General features: G+C 55.3%; 15 protein-coding genes. 7 read left to right on the top strand and 8 right to left on the bottom strand.

Translation table 11 applies throughout. The features are described 5' to 3' along the window. Window positions 1-223 precede the first annotated feature (223 nt). Window positions 224-1,123, top strand: a complete 900-nt coding sequence (locus ACIQ20_RS10125; RefSeq protein WP_395779929.1) for a hypothetical protein — start codon at window positions 224-226, stop codon at window positions 1,121-1,123. Between the two features lie 23 nt (window positions 1,124-1,146). Here the strand turns inward: ACIQ20_RS10125 and ACIQ20_RS10120 are convergent, their stop codons facing one another. Both ACIQ20_RS10120 and ACIQ20_RS10115 read right to left on the bottom strand, forming a co-directional pair. Next, a complete protein-coding gene (locus tag ACIQ20_RS10120) occupies window positions 1,147-2,304 on the bottom strand; it encodes an acyltransferase family protein (RefSeq protein ID WP_395779927.1) in 1,158 nt (385 codons plus the stop codon). Next, window positions 2,301-3,374: a glycoside hydrolase family 5 protein gene (locus tag ACIQ20_RS10115; RefSeq protein ID WP_395779925.1), complete on the bottom strand. Its 1,074-nt coding sequence runs from the start codon at window positions 3,372-3,374 to the stop codon at window positions 2,301-2,303. The genes ACIQ20_RS10120 and ACIQ20_RS10115 overlap by 4 nt, the downstream gene beginning before the upstream one ends. A gap of 320 nt (window positions 3,375-3,694) precedes the next feature. On the opposite strand from ACIQ20_RS10115, the gene ACIQ20_RS10110 reads away from it, so the two are divergent. The 4 genes from ACIQ20_RS10110 to ACIQ20_RS10095 all read left to right on the top strand — a co-directional run bounded on the left by ACIQ20_RS10110 (window position 3,695) and on the right by ACIQ20_RS10095 (window position 6,518). Next, window positions 3,695-4,381: a class I SAM-dependent methyltransferase gene (locus ACIQ20_RS10110; RefSeq protein ID WP_395779923.1), complete on the top strand. Its 687-nt coding sequence runs from the start codon at window positions 3,695-3,697 to the stop codon at window positions 4,379-4,381. Window positions 4,382-4,492: 111 nt separating this feature from the next. Beyond that, the gene (locus tag ACIQ20_RS10105; protein ID WP_395779921.1) at window positions 4,493-5,197 is read left to right on the top strand and encodes a CoA transferase subunit A; all 705 of its coding nucleotides are present in this window, start codon (window positions 4,493-4,495) and stop codon (window positions 5,195-5,197) included. Further along, window positions 5,197-5,877 (top strand): hypothetical protein, encoded by a 681-nt coding sequence (locus ACIQ20_RS10100; RefSeq protein WP_395779919.1) that lies wholly within the window; start codon window positions 5,197-5,199, stop codon window positions 5,875-5,877. Before ACIQ20_RS10105 ends, ACIQ20_RS10100 begins: the two co-directional genes overlap by 1 nt. Next, a complete protein-coding gene (locus ACIQ20_RS10095) occupies window positions 5,877-6,518 on the top strand; it encodes a CoA transferase subunit B (protein WP_395779917.1) in 642 nt (213 codons plus the stop codon). The genes ACIQ20_RS10100 and ACIQ20_RS10095 overlap by 1 nt, the downstream gene beginning before the upstream one ends. 63 nt (window positions 6,519-6,581) lie before the next feature. Here the strand turns inward: ACIQ20_RS10095 and greA are convergent, their stop codons facing one another. Further along, window positions 6,582-7,055, bottom strand: coding sequence for a transcription elongation factor GreA (greA, locus tag ACIQ20_RS10090; protein WP_313587659.1), 474 nt, complete (start codon window positions 7,053-7,055; stop codon window positions 6,582-6,584). Between the two features lie 53 nt (window positions 7,056-7,108). Then, window positions 7,109-10,321 (bottom strand): carbamoyl-phosphate synthase large subunit, encoded by a 3,213-nt coding sequence (gene carB, locus ACIQ20_RS10085; RefSeq protein ID WP_395779915.1) that lies wholly within the window; start codon window positions 10,319-10,321, stop codon window positions 7,109-7,111. A gap of 180 nt (window positions 10,322-10,501) precedes the next feature. On the opposite strand from carB, the gene ACIQ20_RS10080 reads away from it, so the two are divergent. Then, window positions 10,502-12,961, top strand: a complete 2,460-nt coding sequence (locus tag ACIQ20_RS10080; protein ID WP_395779913.1) for an amylo-alpha-1,6-glucosidase — start codon at window positions 10,502-10,504, stop codon at window positions 12,959-12,961. A gap of 7 nt (window positions 12,962-12,968) precedes the next feature. Here ACIQ20_RS10080 and ACIQ20_RS10075 read toward each other — a convergent pair whose 3' ends face one another. The 3 genes from ACIQ20_RS10075 to ACIQ20_RS10065 form a co-directional block, all read right to left on the bottom strand. Then, complete coding sequence (locus ACIQ20_RS10075; protein ID WP_395779911.1) at window positions 12,969-14,795, bottom strand: ATP-binding protein; 1,827 nt, start codon at window positions 14,793-14,795, stop codon at window positions 12,969-12,971. Between the two features lie 87 nt (window positions 14,796-14,882). Further along, complete coding sequence (locus ACIQ20_RS10070) at window positions 14,883-15,668, bottom strand: DUF3313 family protein (protein WP_395779909.1); 786 nt, start codon at window positions 15,666-15,668, stop codon at window positions 14,883-14,885. A 129-nt stretch (window positions 15,669-15,797) separates the two neighbouring features. Continuing rightward, a complete protein-coding gene (locus ACIQ20_RS10065; RefSeq protein ID WP_395779907.1) occupies window positions 15,798-16,244 on the bottom strand; it encodes a hypothetical protein in 447 nt (148 codons plus the stop codon). 148 nt (window positions 16,245-16,392) lie between these two features. Here ACIQ20_RS10065 and ACIQ20_RS10060 point away from each other — a divergent pair, with 148 nt between their 5' ends. Beyond that, window positions 16,393-16,692 carry a PRC-barrel domain-containing protein gene (locus ACIQ20_RS10060; RefSeq protein WP_290808114.1) on the top strand — a complete coding sequence of 100 codons (300 nt, stop codon included), beginning with the start codon at window positions 16,393-16,395 and terminating at the stop codon, window positions 16,690-16,692. 55 nt (window positions 16,693-16,747) lie between these two features. Here the strand turns inward: ACIQ20_RS10060 and ACIQ20_RS10055 are convergent, their stop codons facing one another. Beyond that, a complete protein-coding gene (locus ACIQ20_RS10055; protein ID WP_395779905.1) occupies window positions 16,748-17,128 on the bottom strand; it encodes an iron chaperone in 381 nt (126 codons plus the stop codon). Window positions 17,129-17,206 lie beyond the last annotated feature (78 nt).

The following is a 17,206-nucleotide window of genomic DNA, read 5'->3' as shown; positions in this document are numbered from 1 at the left end:
TGACGAAGATCAAGGGATAAAGGTCTCGGCATGAACGCTGGCCTCCACCCCAGCACCAACCATGAATCACAATCCGCATATTATGGGAATCCCTCAGATTCTAGTTTCATCTGACAGACTCTAGCAAAAAGATGTAATCCCGATAAGTTGAACCGATTGACCGCGTCATCTGCGGTGATAACTTGCCCCAATTGATTTGGATTTTGCAAAGGGTAAGTTGCTCATGACGAATTTCGCTTTTAAGCAAGTGCTAGGTATTGCTGCGATCGGCCTGGCTCTCGTGTCGCCGCTAACTTCTGCCCAAGCAGATACGGCCGGGCCCAGTCGCCTCGCGGCAGCGATCCAAACCTATCAAACAGCAACCAACGAAGGCCGCGCGATGGCGGCCCAAGCGTTGCGGCGCGCTTTGGCTGCTGATTCAGACGCACCGGCTGCGACCAAGGCTGAGGCTAGTTTCCTTTTGGGCGACTTTGCTTTGCGCGACGGCAAAAAGGACCTAGCTCTTAAGCAAGCCAATCAGGGTCTGAAGCTTCTTGAGGGCAGCGGGCCGACTTATGCGCCTGCCGTGCGGGCTTTTGGTGCACGAATAAAAACACAAGCTCTTTTGGCCAAGGAAGAGCGGCTGGAAGCTTACAAACTCATCCTTGAGGCGCGGTTTGCGTATGGTGCCCCGAAAATTGGTCTAGACAGTGCTTGGGATAAGGTCTGGGACGATCTCTATTTGTGGCAACGGATCGCCAGTTCAGAATTAGTGGGCGTGGAAGCAGCCGTCGGCGCTGCATTTAGGCATGGGTACGAGGCTGAGTTGACATCTCTCTTGCAACAAGACGGCGAATGCGGGGATCAGAATACGCCACTTGTGCTCACGAATTGGGAGAACAACAAGCCTAACTACCCAATAGTGCCGCTATTTGCGAACCAAACCGGTGGCGTGATGATGCGGATCTCAGTTGACGCAGATGGCCGAGTGACAACGGCAATGCCAACGGCCTTTAGCCCTTCAGAGGACTTTGCGATTATGACCGAGCGGGCATCCAAAGAATGGATCGCTAAGGGCGACCGTTTGGAAGAGGCTGCCTGTAGAGTTGGTCGGCCTATTGTCGTGGTCTTCAGGCTTTTTTGACAACAGCATTGCTGGCTAGCCGCCTAAGCCGTCGCCAATGTCTCCACCGGCTTGCCGCCAAAGCGTTTGCGCAGGCCAAAGAGTGGTCGTTCGACGGCATAATAGCTGGCGCAGGCACAGGCAAAGCTCAAAGCCACGGCGATCACCATGCCTATGGGCGACAAGCGCTCGAGGCTATTGGCGTCGCCCAACATAACCTCGCGCACGATCCAGATGATCGGCACATGCCAAAGATAGAGCGAGTAGGAGAGGCGGCCGATCCAGCGCATCGGCTTTAGTTCTAAGAGGTCAATCGAGAAGCGTAAGCTGCGCAGCGCGTAGAGGTTTAGGACCAATATAAACAGTGATGCACCTTGGATCGAATAGCGCAGGGTCTCACGGAAAACTTCGTCGCGATAAACCAAGGTCGCCAAAATCGCACCCAGCGCCAGGACAACCCAATGCCAGCCAACCAGCCAAGCCAGACGCGCCCGTGTGCGGGGTGCCCCGTCGAGAAGGATCGCCAAGAGACAGCCCCAGGCAATATTCTCTAGTCGGCTATCGGTGGTGTAATAGGTATGCTCATGCGGCAGGCCTAGGCCCAGCACCGCATAGGCGCGCCAAAGGGCGCAGACGACAATACTGATGACGACAAGGCGCACGCGCGCCTGATGGGTTTTGCCAAACAAAGCAAGTGCTGCAGGGAACAGCAGGTAAAAATGCTCTTCAACTGCCAGCGACCACAAATGCCCCCACGGAATGGTGCGCTCGGACCAGCCAAACCACTCGCGCACTACGTCATAATAATTGATGAAGTAGAAGAGCGCTGCGGCGACGTGACCGGCGTCGACCTTGACCCCAAATGGCAAAAGCATGAGCCAAGAGCCCAGCAAAAATACGAGAAGTGCTGGCGCAAGGCGCAGGAAACGGCGCAAATAAAAGCCCGGTAGATCGAGCGCGCCCGCATGTTGGTTCTGTTCTGCCACCAGAATGCGCGTGATTAGGAAGCCTGATACGAAGAAGAAAACGGTGACGCCTAGGCCGCCCGGGATCAAATTCTCGAAGCCTACATGGGCGATCACCACAATCAGGATCGAAATCGCCCGCAACCCGTCTAGGCCCGGCATGTAGCCGCCGTCTGCTTTGAAGGGAATAGCGCCGGTAAAGTTGGGCTCTTGCCGGGTAGACTGCGTTTCGCTCACTTGGGCCTCAATTGTAGCGCTTCCAGCAAGGGGGCGTGCCACTGCTCGACCGACCGATCATAGGTATCAAACCCGCCGGTGAAGTTGAAATAGCACGCAGGCATGTTGATTTCCTTAAAGGCGCTGGTCATGGCGCGGGTCCAGTCAGCCCGCAGGCGCAGGGGCACTTCCACACCGACACCATATTCGCCCAGAAGGACGGGGGCTTGAATCCGGTCGCGGAAGGCAGCGATTTGGGCCATGTCTTTCCGCAACTCGGCGGTTTCACTGGGGCGGGGCCAGATACGTCCCGCAGGTGGGGGATTGTCCATCCAACTGGCCCCAGAATGGGTAAACTCAAAGGGTTGATAGTAATGAACGGTGCCGACGACATAGGGATCGTTGGGCAATTCCAGATTGTCCATGCCCAAGATGTTGCCCCAATTGTCCCCGGCAAAGATCACAGTGCGGGTCGGGTTGGTTTGGCGGATAATGCTCAGAACTTCTGCCTGCGCCTTATTGACGCGCGGGCCTGAAAACGCCTCTTGCGGCTCATTGATGATTTCAAACATCACTTTGGCTGGTGTATTCTGATAACGCGCGGCAATCTGCGCCCAAAGGGCGACAAGGCGGCGCTCATGCACATCGGGATTCTCGAACAGCTCGGTATAGTGGCAAAGGTTCAAGATAATGGTCAGGTCATTGCGAATGGCCCAAGTTACAACTTCGTCGATCCGAGCCATGAAGACTGGATCGAGCGTATAGGGTGCTTGTTCCATGGCGTGTGCTGAAAATTTGATCGGCACACGAACGGTGTCAAAGCCTGCGGCACGGATGGTTTTGAAGTCGCGCTCACGGATTTTATAACCCCAGTCGCCCTCATTCGGGGCCTCTAGGGCACCGGCGACATTAATGCAGCGCTCAACTGGGAAGGGTGCCCGCGCAGCCGTCGAGACCTGTGTTTGGGTTGGTATTCTGGTGGCTTGCCACACGCCTTGGGCAACAGCCACCCCAACGCCAGAGCCGATCAAAATCGTCCCCAAGGCGCAAACCAGACCTGATTTGCGGCAGAATGATCGCAAGCGTTCCATGTTAGGCCTCTCAAATGCTATGGCGATTTTGCTGCAAAGCCTGTGCCGCAAACATTATTTCAAAGTATTCTGGTATGTTCTCTTGCCTTTACAGGTATTAATTTATCGATATTTAGCGGCAATGGCTTTGATCAAATGCTTACAAGCCAATCTTTTTTCAAATCAACGTAACTATAGAACTAAGTCGGGCCTGTTATGTGTTCTTTTACCTGGCCTTGCTAGAGATCGACCCCACTCATGCGCAGGGTGCCGCTTCGATCTGACGTCAGCGTGACGTGAGTTAATCGAGGGTTTGGTGGGCGCTTTCTTGGATAGAGACATTGATCAAGTCGTATTTGCGCGCCATTTCCGCTAAAGCCCGTGCACGTCGTGGGGAGCAATTTTTGACGATGATGGGCGTTGAGCCGCATCATCGCATCCTTGATCTGGGCGGCGGCAATGGCAGCCATTTTCATAGCATTGCCCCCAATCACAAAAACGTTCTGATCGCTGACCATTGGGGTCCCGACCTCGAGCAGGCCAAGGCCGATTATTGTTATGAGACCATGCTGCTCGATGGCTCAAAAGAGGCGCTGCCTTTTGAAGATCGCGCCTTTGATATCGTCTTTTGCTCCTCAGTGATCGAACATGTTACCGGGCCGAAGCAAACCATGCTGGACATGGATGACAATAAGGCTTTTGAGGCGACCGCGATTGTGCACCAACAGCGCTTTGCCGATGAATTGCGCCGCATTACCGATGGCTATTTCGTACAGACGCCAAATGTGGATTTCCCGCTGGAACAGCACTCGATGTTGCCGCAGCCCATTATCTATTTGCCGCGGCCCTTACAGCGCAGCTTGATGAAGACAATCGGCAAATTTTGGGTCTCCAATGTCCAACCAGACTGGCGGCTCTTGACCGCCAAGGACATGGCGGGCTTCTTCCCCGATGCCGAGTTGGTCTTTGAAAAGGTTGCTGGCTTTACCAAGTCGATCACGGCGGTACGCAAGCGGTCAGGTCAATAGGGCCAGTTTTTAGTCCCTACACAGGAATTGCCACCCCATCTGATGCTTAGCGCTCGACAAAGCTTCAAGCCTTGCTAAACACGGGCGGAGCAACCCGAAGGGCGTAGCGCAGTGACCACCATTTATCCCAATGCGGCAGCCGCACTCGAAGGCCTCACCTTCGACGGTATGACCGTGATGTCCGGCGGCTTTGGCTTGTGCGGCATCCCCGAAAACCTCATCCTTGCGCTTCGCGACAGTTGCGTGAAGGGCATTAGCGTCATCTCCAACAATGCGGGCGTTGATGGGTTTGGCTTAGGCTTGCTGTTGGAGACCAAACAGATCGCCAAAATGATCTCGTCCTATGTCGGCGAGAATAAAGAGTTTGAGCGCCAATATCTCTCCGGTGAGCTGCAGCTTGAGTTCAATCCCCAAGGCACGCTGGCCGAGCGTATTCGCGCCGGTGGGGCAGGGATCCCGGGCTTCTACACCAAGACCGGCGTCGGCACGAAAATCGCTGAGGGCAAAGAGCATAAGGATTTCGACGGCGAGACCTATATTCTCGAAACCGGCCTCAAGGCTGATTTGTCGCTGGTCAAGGCTTGGAAGGCCGATACCGCTGGCAATCTGATCTACCGCAAAACTGCCCGCAACTTTAACCCGATGATGGCCACGGCTGGCAAAATCTGCGTCGCCGAAGTGGAAGAGATTGTGCCCGTCGGCAGCCTTGATCCCGATCACATCCATACGCCCGGGATTTATGTAAAGCGCTTGGTGCAAGGCAGTTTCGAAAAGCGCATCGAACAACGCACCGTGACCAAGAGGGAGGCTGTCTGATGCCAAAGGCATCAAGTCAGTCCGCTGCTATCCTGGGGCTAAAGCTTGCCATGCGCATCGCCGCGTTCTGCGTGATGTTGGCCCCTGTGAATTTGAACGCGCGTGGTGCCCCTGGCGGGGAAGTGTCGCCAGCTCACTCGTTTGACCTCCGATCTATGCAAGCTGAACCGCTTGCTGACAATAGGCGAGCGTATCGCTTGATCTGGCACGCATGGCACAAGAAACCCGGTATTCTGACTTTATGGTGCGATCCCGAGGCCTGTTCTGCCGAGTTACGCCACACGGATGGATTTGGAACCTATCGGCAAGGTAACCTTACAGGCCTCTACACACTGCGCGTCGAGCGGACCAAGGCTTTGGAAGTTATGGCTGCCATAGATGCGGGTGGTCTTTGGACGTTGGACCCACAAGTGCGAGGCAAGGATGGGGCGCGCTCTGGCCTGCCTGAAGATACGAAAGATTCAATTTGCCTGCACGCGCCCCATTATTTTATCGAAGCCAAAGATTCGGGGCGTTCGTTGCTGGCCTATCGGTACTGCCAGTCCAATTATATGGACGGCTTAAATGCTATGGCACCGCTGATCTCGTTGTTTGACGAGCTATTCCCGGTCCCACTAGCCTTGATTAAGCCGGGCCCACCCAAAGAGACTGAAAAGCCAAAAACTGGAGACCAAAACTAATGCCCTGGACCCGCGATGATCTCGCCGCCCGCGCCGCCAAAGAATTGCGCGATGGCTTTTATGTCAACCTTGGTATTGGCATCCCGACTTTGGTTGCCAATCACATCCCCGAAGGCATGACTGTCACGCTGCAGAGCGAGAATGGCATGCTCGGCATGGGGCCTTTCCCGTTTGAGGGGGAAGAAGATGCCGATCTTGTAAATGCTGGCAAGCAAACCATCACCGAATTGCCGCAGACGTCGTTTTTCTCCTCTGCTGACAGCTTTGCCATGATCCGTGGCGGCCATATCGACTTGTCGATCTTGGGTGCGATGGAAGTGTCAGAGACCGGTGACCTCGCCAATTGGATGGTGCCCGGCAAAATGGTCAAAGGCATGGGCGGGGCGATGGACTTGGTCGCAGGCGTGCGCCGCTGCGTCGTGGTGATGGAACACACCGCCAAGGATGGTGCGCCAAAGCTTTTGCACAGCTGTCACCTGCCGCTGACGGGCCTGAAAGTCGTCGATCTGGTGATTACCGATCTAGCGGTCTTCTCCATCGACCGCAAAGCTGGGGGCATGTCGCTTATTGAGCTGGCCACAGATGTGACTTTGGATGAGGTCAAGGCCAAGACTGAAGCGACCTTTGAAGTTCGCCTCTAACACATAAAGCGGGCCCCTAGTCAGGGGCCCGTTCTATTTTACCTCACAAAGATTCACAGAGGCTTAGGCCCAGGTGACTGCCACGATCTCATAGCTCTTGGAGCCGCCGGGCGCTGCCACTTCCACAACATCGCCTTCTTCCTTGCCAATCATGGCGCGGGCGATGGGGGAGGTGATCGAGATTTTGCCGAGTTTCACATCGGCTTCGTCTTCACCCACGATCTTATAGGCAGCCTTATGGTCGGTGTCTTCGTCAATGACTGTCACCGTGGCACCGAACTTGACGTTCGTGCCAGACAATTTCGACACGTCAATCACTTGCGCGCGTGCTAACTTGTCTTCCAGCTCAGCGATGCGACCCTCAATATAGGATTGCCGCTCTTTGGCTGCGTGATATTCCGCATTCTCAGACAGGTCGCCATGCGAGCGCGCTTCTGAGATGGCGCCAATCACGGAAGGGCGCTCGTCAGTCTTCAAACGTTTGAGTTCTGCATCGAGCGCCGCATGGCCCTCTGCAGTCATAGGGATCTTTTCCATTAGGGGGATTCCACAAAAAGGGGCTTATAGAGTGGTGTTTCGATCGTCTTTCGTCAAGCGTACGCTTGCAGTGGCTTAACTTGTAGGGTTTCTCCCTCCGCCGCTTCGATGGCGGTGGCAGCAGCGCGGGCACCAGCAATGGTGGTGTAATAGGAGATATTGGATACCAGAGCCGTGCGCCGGATGGAGTAACTATCGGCAAGGGATTGGGCTCCCTCGGTGGTGTTGACGACCAATTGGATGTCGCCATTGATCATCGCATCGACGATATGGGGACGGCCTTCCATCACCTTATTGACGCGCTCAACCGGCACGCCGGCATCGCGCAGGACCTTTGCGCAGCCCTCCGTCGCCACGAGCTTGAAGCCTAAGCGCACAAAGTTGCGACCGAGCTCTGGCAGAGCCGATTTATGGCTGTCTTTCACCGACAAGAAGGCCGTGCCGCCGGACGGCAAGCGCATCCCAGCGCCCAATTGAGACTTCAAGAATGCATGGCCAAAGTCGGCGTCAATGCCCATACATTCGCCGGTTGAGCGCATTTCAGGGCCTAAGATTGGGTCGACACCGGCAAAGCGGGCAAATGGGAAAACCGCTTCTTTGACAGCGACATGGTTGAGTTTCTTCTGCTTCAATCCAAAGCTTGCAAGGCTTTCGCCGGCTTGTAGCTTAGCGGCAATGCGCGCCACTGGAATGCCAACTGCTTTGGCCACAAAAGGTGCTGTGCGGGAGGCGCGTGGGTTGGCTTCCAACACATAAATCGTGTCGTCCTTGATCGCATATTGGATGTTGATCAGGCCAACGACATTCAGGCCTTTTGCCATCGCAATGGTCTGTGCTTCGATCTTCGCGATGATCTCTGCCGACAAAGTGTAAGGGGGCAGGGCGCAAGCGCTATCGCCTGAGTGAATGCCTGCTTCTTCGATGTGTTCCATGATGCCCGCGACGAATACGTCTTTGCCGTCGGACAAAGCATCCACATCGACTTCAATCGCATCGCGCAGATATTGGTCGATCAAGACAGGATTATCGCCCGAGACGATTACGGCTTCGCGCACATAGCGCTCTAGGCTTGGCTGATCATAGACGATCTCCATGCCACGGCCGCCCAAGACATAGGATGGGCGCAGCACAACAGGGTAGCCAACAGCTTGCGCACCCAGAATCGCTTCTGCTTCGGTGCGGGCAATCGCGTTGCGAGGTTGCAGCATGTCCAGTTCGTTCAAAAGCGCTTTGAAGCGCTCGCGGTCTTCGGCGATATCAATTGCATCGACACTGGTGCCAAGGATTGGCACGCCTGCTTGCTCTAGAGGATGGGCCAGCTTTAGCGGCGTTTGACCGCCAAACTGCACGATGACACCCAAAAGCGTGCCGCTCTGCTTTTCGGTTTCGATGATTTCCAAAACGTCTTCAGCCGTCAAAGGCTCAAAATAGAGCCTGTCGGACGTGTCATAGTCGGTGGAGACGGTCTCTGGATTACAATTGACCATGATGCTCTCAATACCCAGCTCGTCGCAGGCAAAGGCCGCATGGCAGCAGCAGTAATCAAACTCGATGCCTTGGCCGATCCGGTTAGGCCCGCCGCCCAGAATGATGATCTTCTTGGCAGCACTTGGCGCGGCCTCGCACTCCTCCTCATAGGTCGAGTACATATATGGCGTGGGAGACGCGAATTCCGCCGCGCAGGTGTCGATGCGCTTATAGGCCGGGCGGACGCCAGCGGCACGACGGGCGGCGCGGACTTCGAGTTCGGTCTTGCCTGCGATCTTGGCCAAGCGCTTATCGGAAAAGCCTTGCGCCTTCACAAAGCGCCAGTCCGCAGTGGCTTGGGGTAGGCCAGTGGTTTCAAGCTTCTTTTCCGTAGCGATCAGTTCCGCGAATTGATCCAAGAACCAAGGGTCGATCTTACTGGCGGCGTGTACTTCTTCGACGCTCATGCCCATGCGAAGGGCTTGGCCGACCACCAGAATGCGGGTGGGGGTTGGGATGGTCAGCGCTTGATGCAGCGCCTCTCGGTCATTCCCAATTTCAAGGAAGGGATCAAAGCCGTCGAGGCCGGTTTCCAGCGAGCGTAGGGCCTTCTGGAAGCTTTCTTGGAACGTCCGCCCAATCGCCATGGCCTCGCCCACCGACTTCATGGAGGTGGTCAAAGTCGTGTCCGCACCCTTGTACTTCTCAAACGCGAAGCGGGGGATTTTGGTGACGATGTAGTCAATCGAGGGCTCAAACGAGGCAGGCGTTGCGCCGCCTGTGATATCGTTGGCAATTTCGTCCAAAGTATAGCCGACGGCGAGCTTGGCTGCGACCTTCGCGATGGGGAAACCTGTAGCTTTGGACGCCAAAGCAGACGAGCGCGACACGCGGGGGTTCATTTCAATCACCGTCATTCGGCCATCGGCGGGATTGAGAGCAAACTGCACGTTGGAGCCGCCCGTCTCGACCCCGATTTCACGCAAGACGGCAATCGAGGCATCGCGCATACGCTGATATTCTTTGTCGGTCAGGGTCAGCGCTGGGGCGACGGTGATGGAGTCGCCCGTATGAACGCCCATGGGGTCGATGTTTTCGATGGAACAAATGATGATGCAATTGTCCGCTTTGTCGCGAACCACTTCCATCTCATATTCTTTCCAGCCCAGAACGCTTTCTTCAACCAGCACTTCGCCCACAGGGCTTGCAGCGATGCCACTGGCGCAAATGCGTTTAAATTCGTCGACATTATAGGCGATGCCGCCACCAGTGCCGCCCAAGGTGAAGCTCGGGCGGATGATGGCAGGCAGGCCCACGAAGGGCAGGGCGAGCATGGCTTCTTCAACGGTGTGGGCCATCTTGGACTTAGGGCTTTCCAGCCCGATTTTATCCATCGCGTCACGGAATTTCAGGCGGTCTTCGGCCTTTTCGATGACGTCAGCCTTCGCGCCAATCATCTCAACATTGTATTTCGCCAATACCCCGGTCTTCTCCAGCGTCAGCGCACAATTCAGCGCCGTCTGTCCGCCCATGGTGGGCAGAACCGCGTCGGGGCGTTCTTTGGCGATGATCAGTTCCACCACTTCTGGCGTGATCGGCTCCACATAGGTGGCGTCGGCCAAGTCTGGATCGGTCATGATGGTGGCGGGGTTGGAATTGACCAGAATGACCCGGTAGCCCTCCTCCTTCAGCGCCTTACAGGCTTGCACGCCCGAATAATCAAATTCACAGGCCTGCCCGATCACAATGGGGCCTGCCCCGATGATCAAAATGGATTTCAGGTCTGTGCGTTTAGGCATGGGGGCGTCCGTTCGAAGCTCTAATTTGTTTCAGGGTGCCAGTCGCAAAAAGCCCTCCCGAGCGGATAGCACGCTGGGAGGGCCTTGGAAGGCGGTAGCTGTTAACGCCTATGGGAGAGTCTAGCAAGTGTTTTACACCTTGATTAGGCTGCAGGCTCTATTTTGGATTGGGGATTATTCATGCGCAGACGTTCTTTGCTGGTGGCTGCTGCTACAACCGGTGCGCTGAGTGTTCTGCCCAATGGCGCCAAAGCGCGCGCAAAGTCCCCCCAAGCCTTCCCCGTCCTCGACAGTCTCGCCATGGCGGTGACGCCAGAAGAGAACCGGCAATTTAGCTTTACCGACAAGGCCTCAGCCTATTTTTATGGCCGCACGCATCAAGATAAGCCCGACGATTGGTTCTTTGGCTGGAACGTCGCGACCAAGCGGATTTTCCAAGATTATCGTCTGACTTTGGATGGCAAGCCGCTTCTGCGCGCTAGGGCGAAAGCGGTGGTCAGCCCGCATGCGATCGCCCGCGATTATGGCGCGGTCAAAGAAACACTGCGGATGTTTGACGGGCTTACGGCGCTGATGGTGGAGGTTGAGACCGCCCTGTCGGGCCGGATCGGATTTGAGTTTACCGGTGATTTGCTTGGCATGGGGGAGGTTGGGGCAGAAGGCGTTTGGCATCGCCCGAAGGAAGCACCTGAGTCTTGGCTCTTGCTCGCCCCCATTGAAGGCGGTGGGAAAGGCTTTTTCATCCTCCTCGGCGCAACCAAGGCCGAAGTGCGCCGCCTCTTGAGCCAGTTGCGCCGCAATCATCAAAGCCTGACCCGCGCACGGATGGCCCGGATGGAGGCTCTTGTTTCAGGCCCTAGAGCCCTAGACGCTGGCGACCCTGACCGCACCAAGGCGCTGTTGTGGATGCGCCTGACGGCCGATCAATTGGTGATGAAGCAGATGGGCACCGGCATTTATGCGGGCCTGCCGTGGTTCAACGATTATTGGGGGCGAGATACCTTTATCTCCATCACTGGAACCTTGTTTGTCACCGGCCAATATGACGTGGCCGCGGATGTGTTCCGCAGTTTTGCTGCCCTGCAGGACATGGACCCCAAGTCCAAAACCTATGGCCGCATTCCCAACCGAGCGCGGCCCGATGGCGTGCAATATAATACCGCCGACGGCACGCCGCGGTTTATCATTACGTTGGCTGATCTCGTTCAGCGGTCAGGAAACAGCGCTCTAGCCAAGGAGTTGTGGCCGACTGTTAAGCGTGCGGTTCAAGGAGTGCTAGCCAATAATGTGGATGAGCATGGCCTAATCACGCACGATGATGCCGATACATGGATGGACGCCAAGGAAAAGGGTGCGCGGGCTTTTTCGCCACGCGGTAATCGGGCGATTGATATTCAGGCGCTTTGGTTAGAGGCGTTTGATGCGGCCTTAGACCTGCTTGGGAAAGTTGCGACTACCGGACGTAAGCGGATCACACGAGACGAATTCAGGAACGATTCAGGTCTGCGCGCCTTATTTGAGTTCCAATCGACGCTCAGCGGTGCGGCGGTAGAGCTGCAAGAGGGCATTTATAAGTTTGAGGAACCGACTTCGAAATACTTAGTTGACCATCTTCGCAGCGATGGCACCCAAGACTTGAAACTGCGCCCTAATGTATTTTTTGCGCTCAATCCCTTTCGTAATGGGACAGTACCCTTTCCTGAGCAGGTGGAAGCACACTTACGCCAACTTCGCAGTCTTTGGGAAGGCTTGGTATATCCTTGGGGCGTTGCAACTTTGGCGCAATCTGACCCAGATTTTCATCCTTATCATGAACATTGGCATTTTTATCACAAGGATGCCGCCTACCATAATGGTACCGTATGGCCTTGGCTTAACGGCATTGCCATTCAACGCATGATTGAACAAAATCAGATCGAGCCAGCTTGGGCTTTGTTTGAGAACATGAATCGTCAAGCTCTGCACGAAGGCGCAGTGGGTAGTTTAGCTGAGTGCGCAGATGCCTTGCCAATTGACGGGGCAAACTGGACGCGGCGGACGGGCACATTCTTGCAAGCATGGTCCAATGCTGAACACATACGGGTTTGGCATGAGTGGTTTTTGGGCTTGAGAACGCCACCTGAATGGGATTTGTCAGGCTCGAGCTTGGGCATTGATGTTCGTCCAAGGTTGCCAAATCATGTGCACGATGTGCGCTCAACTTTGCATGTCGGTCCATCTCGATTGGAGGTGCATTTTCATGCTGGCGGTGCTGGTCGATGGAAACTAAATTGGTTTGGCCCTGAAGAAGTTCTAACCTTTAACGCATTCACGGATCGTGAAATCAAAATCCAAATTGATTTGCCAGCCAATGGCTCAGTAAACTTTCAAATCCAAAATCAGTCGTCGGGAAACGAAAGTGCTTACGGCTTTTTGGTTGAAGTGTTCGACGCAAACAAAAAAAAAATTCTAGGGCCAGAGTTTTTCGAAGATGTGCGTTGGAGGGCTGACGTCCAACAAAGCGGCGGAAGAACTGCAACCCTAACCGAGATTCAGGCTTTGCGCGACGAAGTCTTCGCCGACCTAGGCTTCTGCGAACCGAAACTGGCCCCCAATCTCAAGAGCCTATCAGTCTATCACGACCCGCCGCTAACCTATTAGAGCGCGTTTAGCCGATCAAGCGGCTCTCAAGGTCCGCATCTGGCTCGCCATTTTCGTCATGTTCCATGAACAAGGCTTCGGTCATGCCGGTGACAAGCGATGCGGGTGTTACAGGCTTGGCGATATGGACATCGCAGCCCGATGCAAGGGCTGCCTTCACATGCTCACTCATGGCGTTGGCGCTGAGCATGGCGATGGGCGTGCGGGGTAGGTTATTCTCCTTTTCCCACGCACGGATGGCTTGGGTGGCGGCTAGGCCATCCATTTCAGGCATCATCATATCCATCAAGACCAGATCAAAACTGTCGATCTTGAAGAAGGCCAGCGCCTCTCGGCCATTGGCGGCAATGACTGGCCTCATGCCCATCGGTTCCAGCATGAAGGTGATGACTTTTTGGTTGATCGGATTGTCTTCAGCCACCAGCACGCGCAGCCCTGTGGGCCCAACCGCGGCCTCGCTTAAGGCAGACGTGTCATCATTCATCAAGACTGCGGGTAAGCGTGAGCCAGTCCGCAGCGCGTCTGCATATTTCAGCTGAATCCGCACTTCAAAACGGCTGCCAGAGCCCAATTGCGAGGTGGCAGAAATGCTACCGTCCATCAATTCGCATAGGCTTTTGCAAATGGAGAGGCCGAGGCCCGTGCCACCAAAGCGGCGGCTGATGCTGTTGTCGGCTTGCTCAAAGCGGTTAAACAAATGCTGGCTCGCCTTTGGGTCAAAGCCAATGCCGGTGTCAGACACCTGAATGCGCAGCTCGACGCTTTCCCCATCAATCTCGAGGGCGTCGACTTGAACATCGACCCGGCCTTTTTCCGTGAATTTGACGGCATTAGACGTCAGATTCGAGATGATCTGCCGAATTCGAACCGCGTCGCCCACAAAGCGGCCTTCGGCGTCTGGGTGGATGGTCAAATTGAACTGCACACCTTTTTCTTCGGCGCGGGTCCGGAAGGTGTGAGCGGCGGTCTCAATGGTCTCACGTAAGTCAAAAGGCGCGACGGAGAGTTCCAGCTTATCGGCTTCGATCTTGGCGCTATCGAGAACATCGGACACCAAGCGTTCCAAGGTTTCCCCCGAAGTCCGCACCAGATTGATCATTTCTTGCTGGGAAGGGTTCAGCTTTGTGTTGTTCAACACTTCTGCCAGACCAACGATGCCATTCAGCGGTGTGCGGATTTCGTGGCTCATGGTCGCTAGGAATTGCGACTTGGCATCACCTGCAAGACTGACTTGTTCAAGCGTTTTGGCGAGTTTCGTCTCGCGCTGCCAGCTTTGATACGCCGCGCTCAAATTATAGGTCAGCAGGAAAATCATCGCGATACTGGCTTGGAATACTGCACTGTCGGGATAAGCATGACTGACGATCATGATCGCCGGTACCGAGATGATCCCCATCACAAGCGGCAGGGCTGCCGACAAGAAAGCAGGGGGATAGGTCAGGCTGGTGGAAATCACATGCGTTAGGGCCCCGACCAAGATGGCTAAGCCAATGATCAATGGGCCGATCTCGCCAGTCTTGACGAGGGCGAGCGCGCCAGCGACCCAAATGCTTGAGCCAAACACCATATTGGCGCAAAAAAGCTTGCGGTTAAGCGCCCCTTTTACGGGGTCCTTGCTCGATTTCATGCCAATAAAAAGCTCTAGCCCTTCATTAAGGGCAAAGGCTGCGAACCAGATAATCGCGGCGACGCCATCAATGCCCCACAGCAATAGACCCGTGAACCCGATTGCCGCCAGCACACGGCTTAGAAGATCGTCGCGCAACCGGTTTATGAGCTCAAGATAGGACTGGTGCACGTCGTTACTCTCCCCAACTGGCAAGAGCTTAAACATTGGAGCTTTATTTTCAGTTAGCTTTGCAGCCGAATTTGCGCCTGTTTTGAGAGAAAATCGAGAAAAATTGTCTCCATAGTTGGATCTTTAGTTGTCTTGCGCTTCTGGATTACTTGGGCGTGGCACGTGCAAGCCGATTACCCGCCCGGCGGCCATTCTGCCTAAATCCAGCCGTTCACCATACTTCTGACAGGGGTCGCTCGCGGGTATGTCGCGTTTCGCTGTTCCAGGTTCAACCAGAAACTCAGCGAAATCCTCGGCAAAGTTAGAGGTAAAGCGATGGGCGTCACCCACTTGTGAGAGTGACCCGTTATCCATCACGACGCCAGCCCCGCGCGACCATGCCATGGCGGCGGCTTGACGCCCATCAGCTGTATCAAGCCGTGCCTCGATGCTGAGGCCGCCTCGACCGACCGGCAAGCGCACCGAGCCACCTGGTAGAAGCTTGCTAACGGCTGCTGAGGCCGCTGAAGCTGTCGCGTTCGTTTCTTGTAAGCGTGTGATGATTGCCTGCACCTGCGCGGCCGCAGGATCTTCGGGGCCGACCAACTCAAAGCGGCGCGACAGTTTAAAGCAAAGTTGGCGATCTAGTTCGCCCAGCACCAAGCTACGCGACGTAGGCGTGATCGTGTCTGGGATATCGCCGCCTTCCTGCAGCTTTGCCGGTAGGAGCGCTAGCTTCTGTACCGTCTGCAACGCGCCCAGATCACGCTGGCGCTCAATCTGCGCCCGCACCGTTCCAGACACTGTCTCCATTCCGGCTTGATTGGAGAGAAAGCCCGTCTGTGTCGGCGGTTTTGTGGCGCAGGCGGCTAGCACGAGGGAGCACAGAAGCAGCGCATGTGGCGCGTAGGCGCGCTGGGAAGGGGTCATAACAAAAGCCAACTCGGAACAGAATTGCGTGGGCAAATAAACTACCCACGAGTGAACTTAGCACATGCGCTTGGCTTAGCGTCTTCCTTTAGGCCGCGCTGGCGGCTTCTCACATCATCGTGACAATGCTCACCCCGCCGCCTGCACTGGCTGCTCCCGCACTGCCAGAAACAAGAAGACCAGCCCTAACACCACCGTTAGCGGGCCGGCATAATGCTCCGGCGGGTGGTGACCCGAGTACGAGCCCTTCAGGAACCAGCCGTCAATGGCCGCTAAAGCCCGCATGGTAATGACTGCCAGAAGGCCTAAGGGTACCAAAGTGCGATAGCGCAGCCCGATCACAAACAAGAGTAGTGCAAACGGAATCTGGATCGCACCAAACCACGCAAAGACCGCAATGATGGTCTCGCCGCGAACTGAAAGATCTACCCCTCCGATAACTCCGGCCCCGCCATCTGGCAGGAAATAGTGGATGAGGCCCGGAATAAATTCCGTCACCGCTACAAACATCAAAAACCAAGCCGAAATCTTCGCACCGCGATAATCGTGATTTGTACTGGGTGGAAATAGAGCCATTTTTGGCCTCCTTGAGCGATCACAGCTTAGTGAACGCTCCCAACCTGTCAACGCGGGCTGAACCGCGTGCGCTAGGGAACAGCAACCCCGCCCAAGCGTTGTTGATGTGAGCTAGCCTGCTCACCAATCAATGCAAGGAACTTCTGGTATGGACCATAGCAAACACATTCGCCTCACCGAAAGCGAACTCAACGCCGCTACCCTCGATGATGCGACTGTCTATGGCGCTGACGACGCCAAAATCGGTAAAGTGTCTCATGTGCATGGCATGGGCATGACCGGCGACGTCATCGTCGATGTCGGTGGCTTCTTGGGCTTGGGAACTAAGCCCGTCTCACTGAAGATCAATCAATTGGATTTCATGCGGGACGAGCATGGCCATGTTCATGCGACAACGACCTGGACAAAGGCACAGGTTGAGGCTCTGCCGCAGCATATGCACTCTTAAGCTAACCAACTAAAGCGCTGCGCCGAAACAAAAAAGCGGCGCAGCGTCAGATTTCTCAACCTGTCCGACCATAGTGTTTGGCGAGCGCTTCAGCGACCCGGCCGATAAGCTCAAGGGGTAGAGGCTGGCTGTGCGGAAAGCTCAAATTGCCCTTTGGCCCTCGATAAGAGGCAAGTTCTTCGACCAAAGCGGCAGGTTCCTTGAGGGGCGGATAGATGCCGATGTGCTTCTTGAAGCCGGCGAAATAGAAGAAAACCTTGCCCAATCGAAATGCTGGCATCCCATAGCTGATGCAGCGCTGTGCGCTTGGCACCTTCTGCTCAACGACTGCCTGAATGGCTTCAAGTCGCAGTCTTGCTTCCGGCGACGCCGTAAAGAAGAAGCTCTCGTGATCCTTGGGTGCGGGTGTGCTGGGCATTTGGCTTTGGTCTTTCATGATAACAAGACCAAAACGGCCGCGATATGGTTCTTTTGAGCTTGCATTTTAGGCCATATGGCCTAATGGTGTCTATGT

The sequence above is a fragment of the Aquidulcibacter sp. genome (genome assembly GCF_044346625.1).
Classification (GTDB): domain Bacteria; phylum Pseudomonadota; class Alphaproteobacteria; order Caulobacterales; family Aquidulcibacteraceae; genus Aquidulcibacter.
This window is presented reverse-complemented; position numbering and strand designations above follow the sequence as displayed.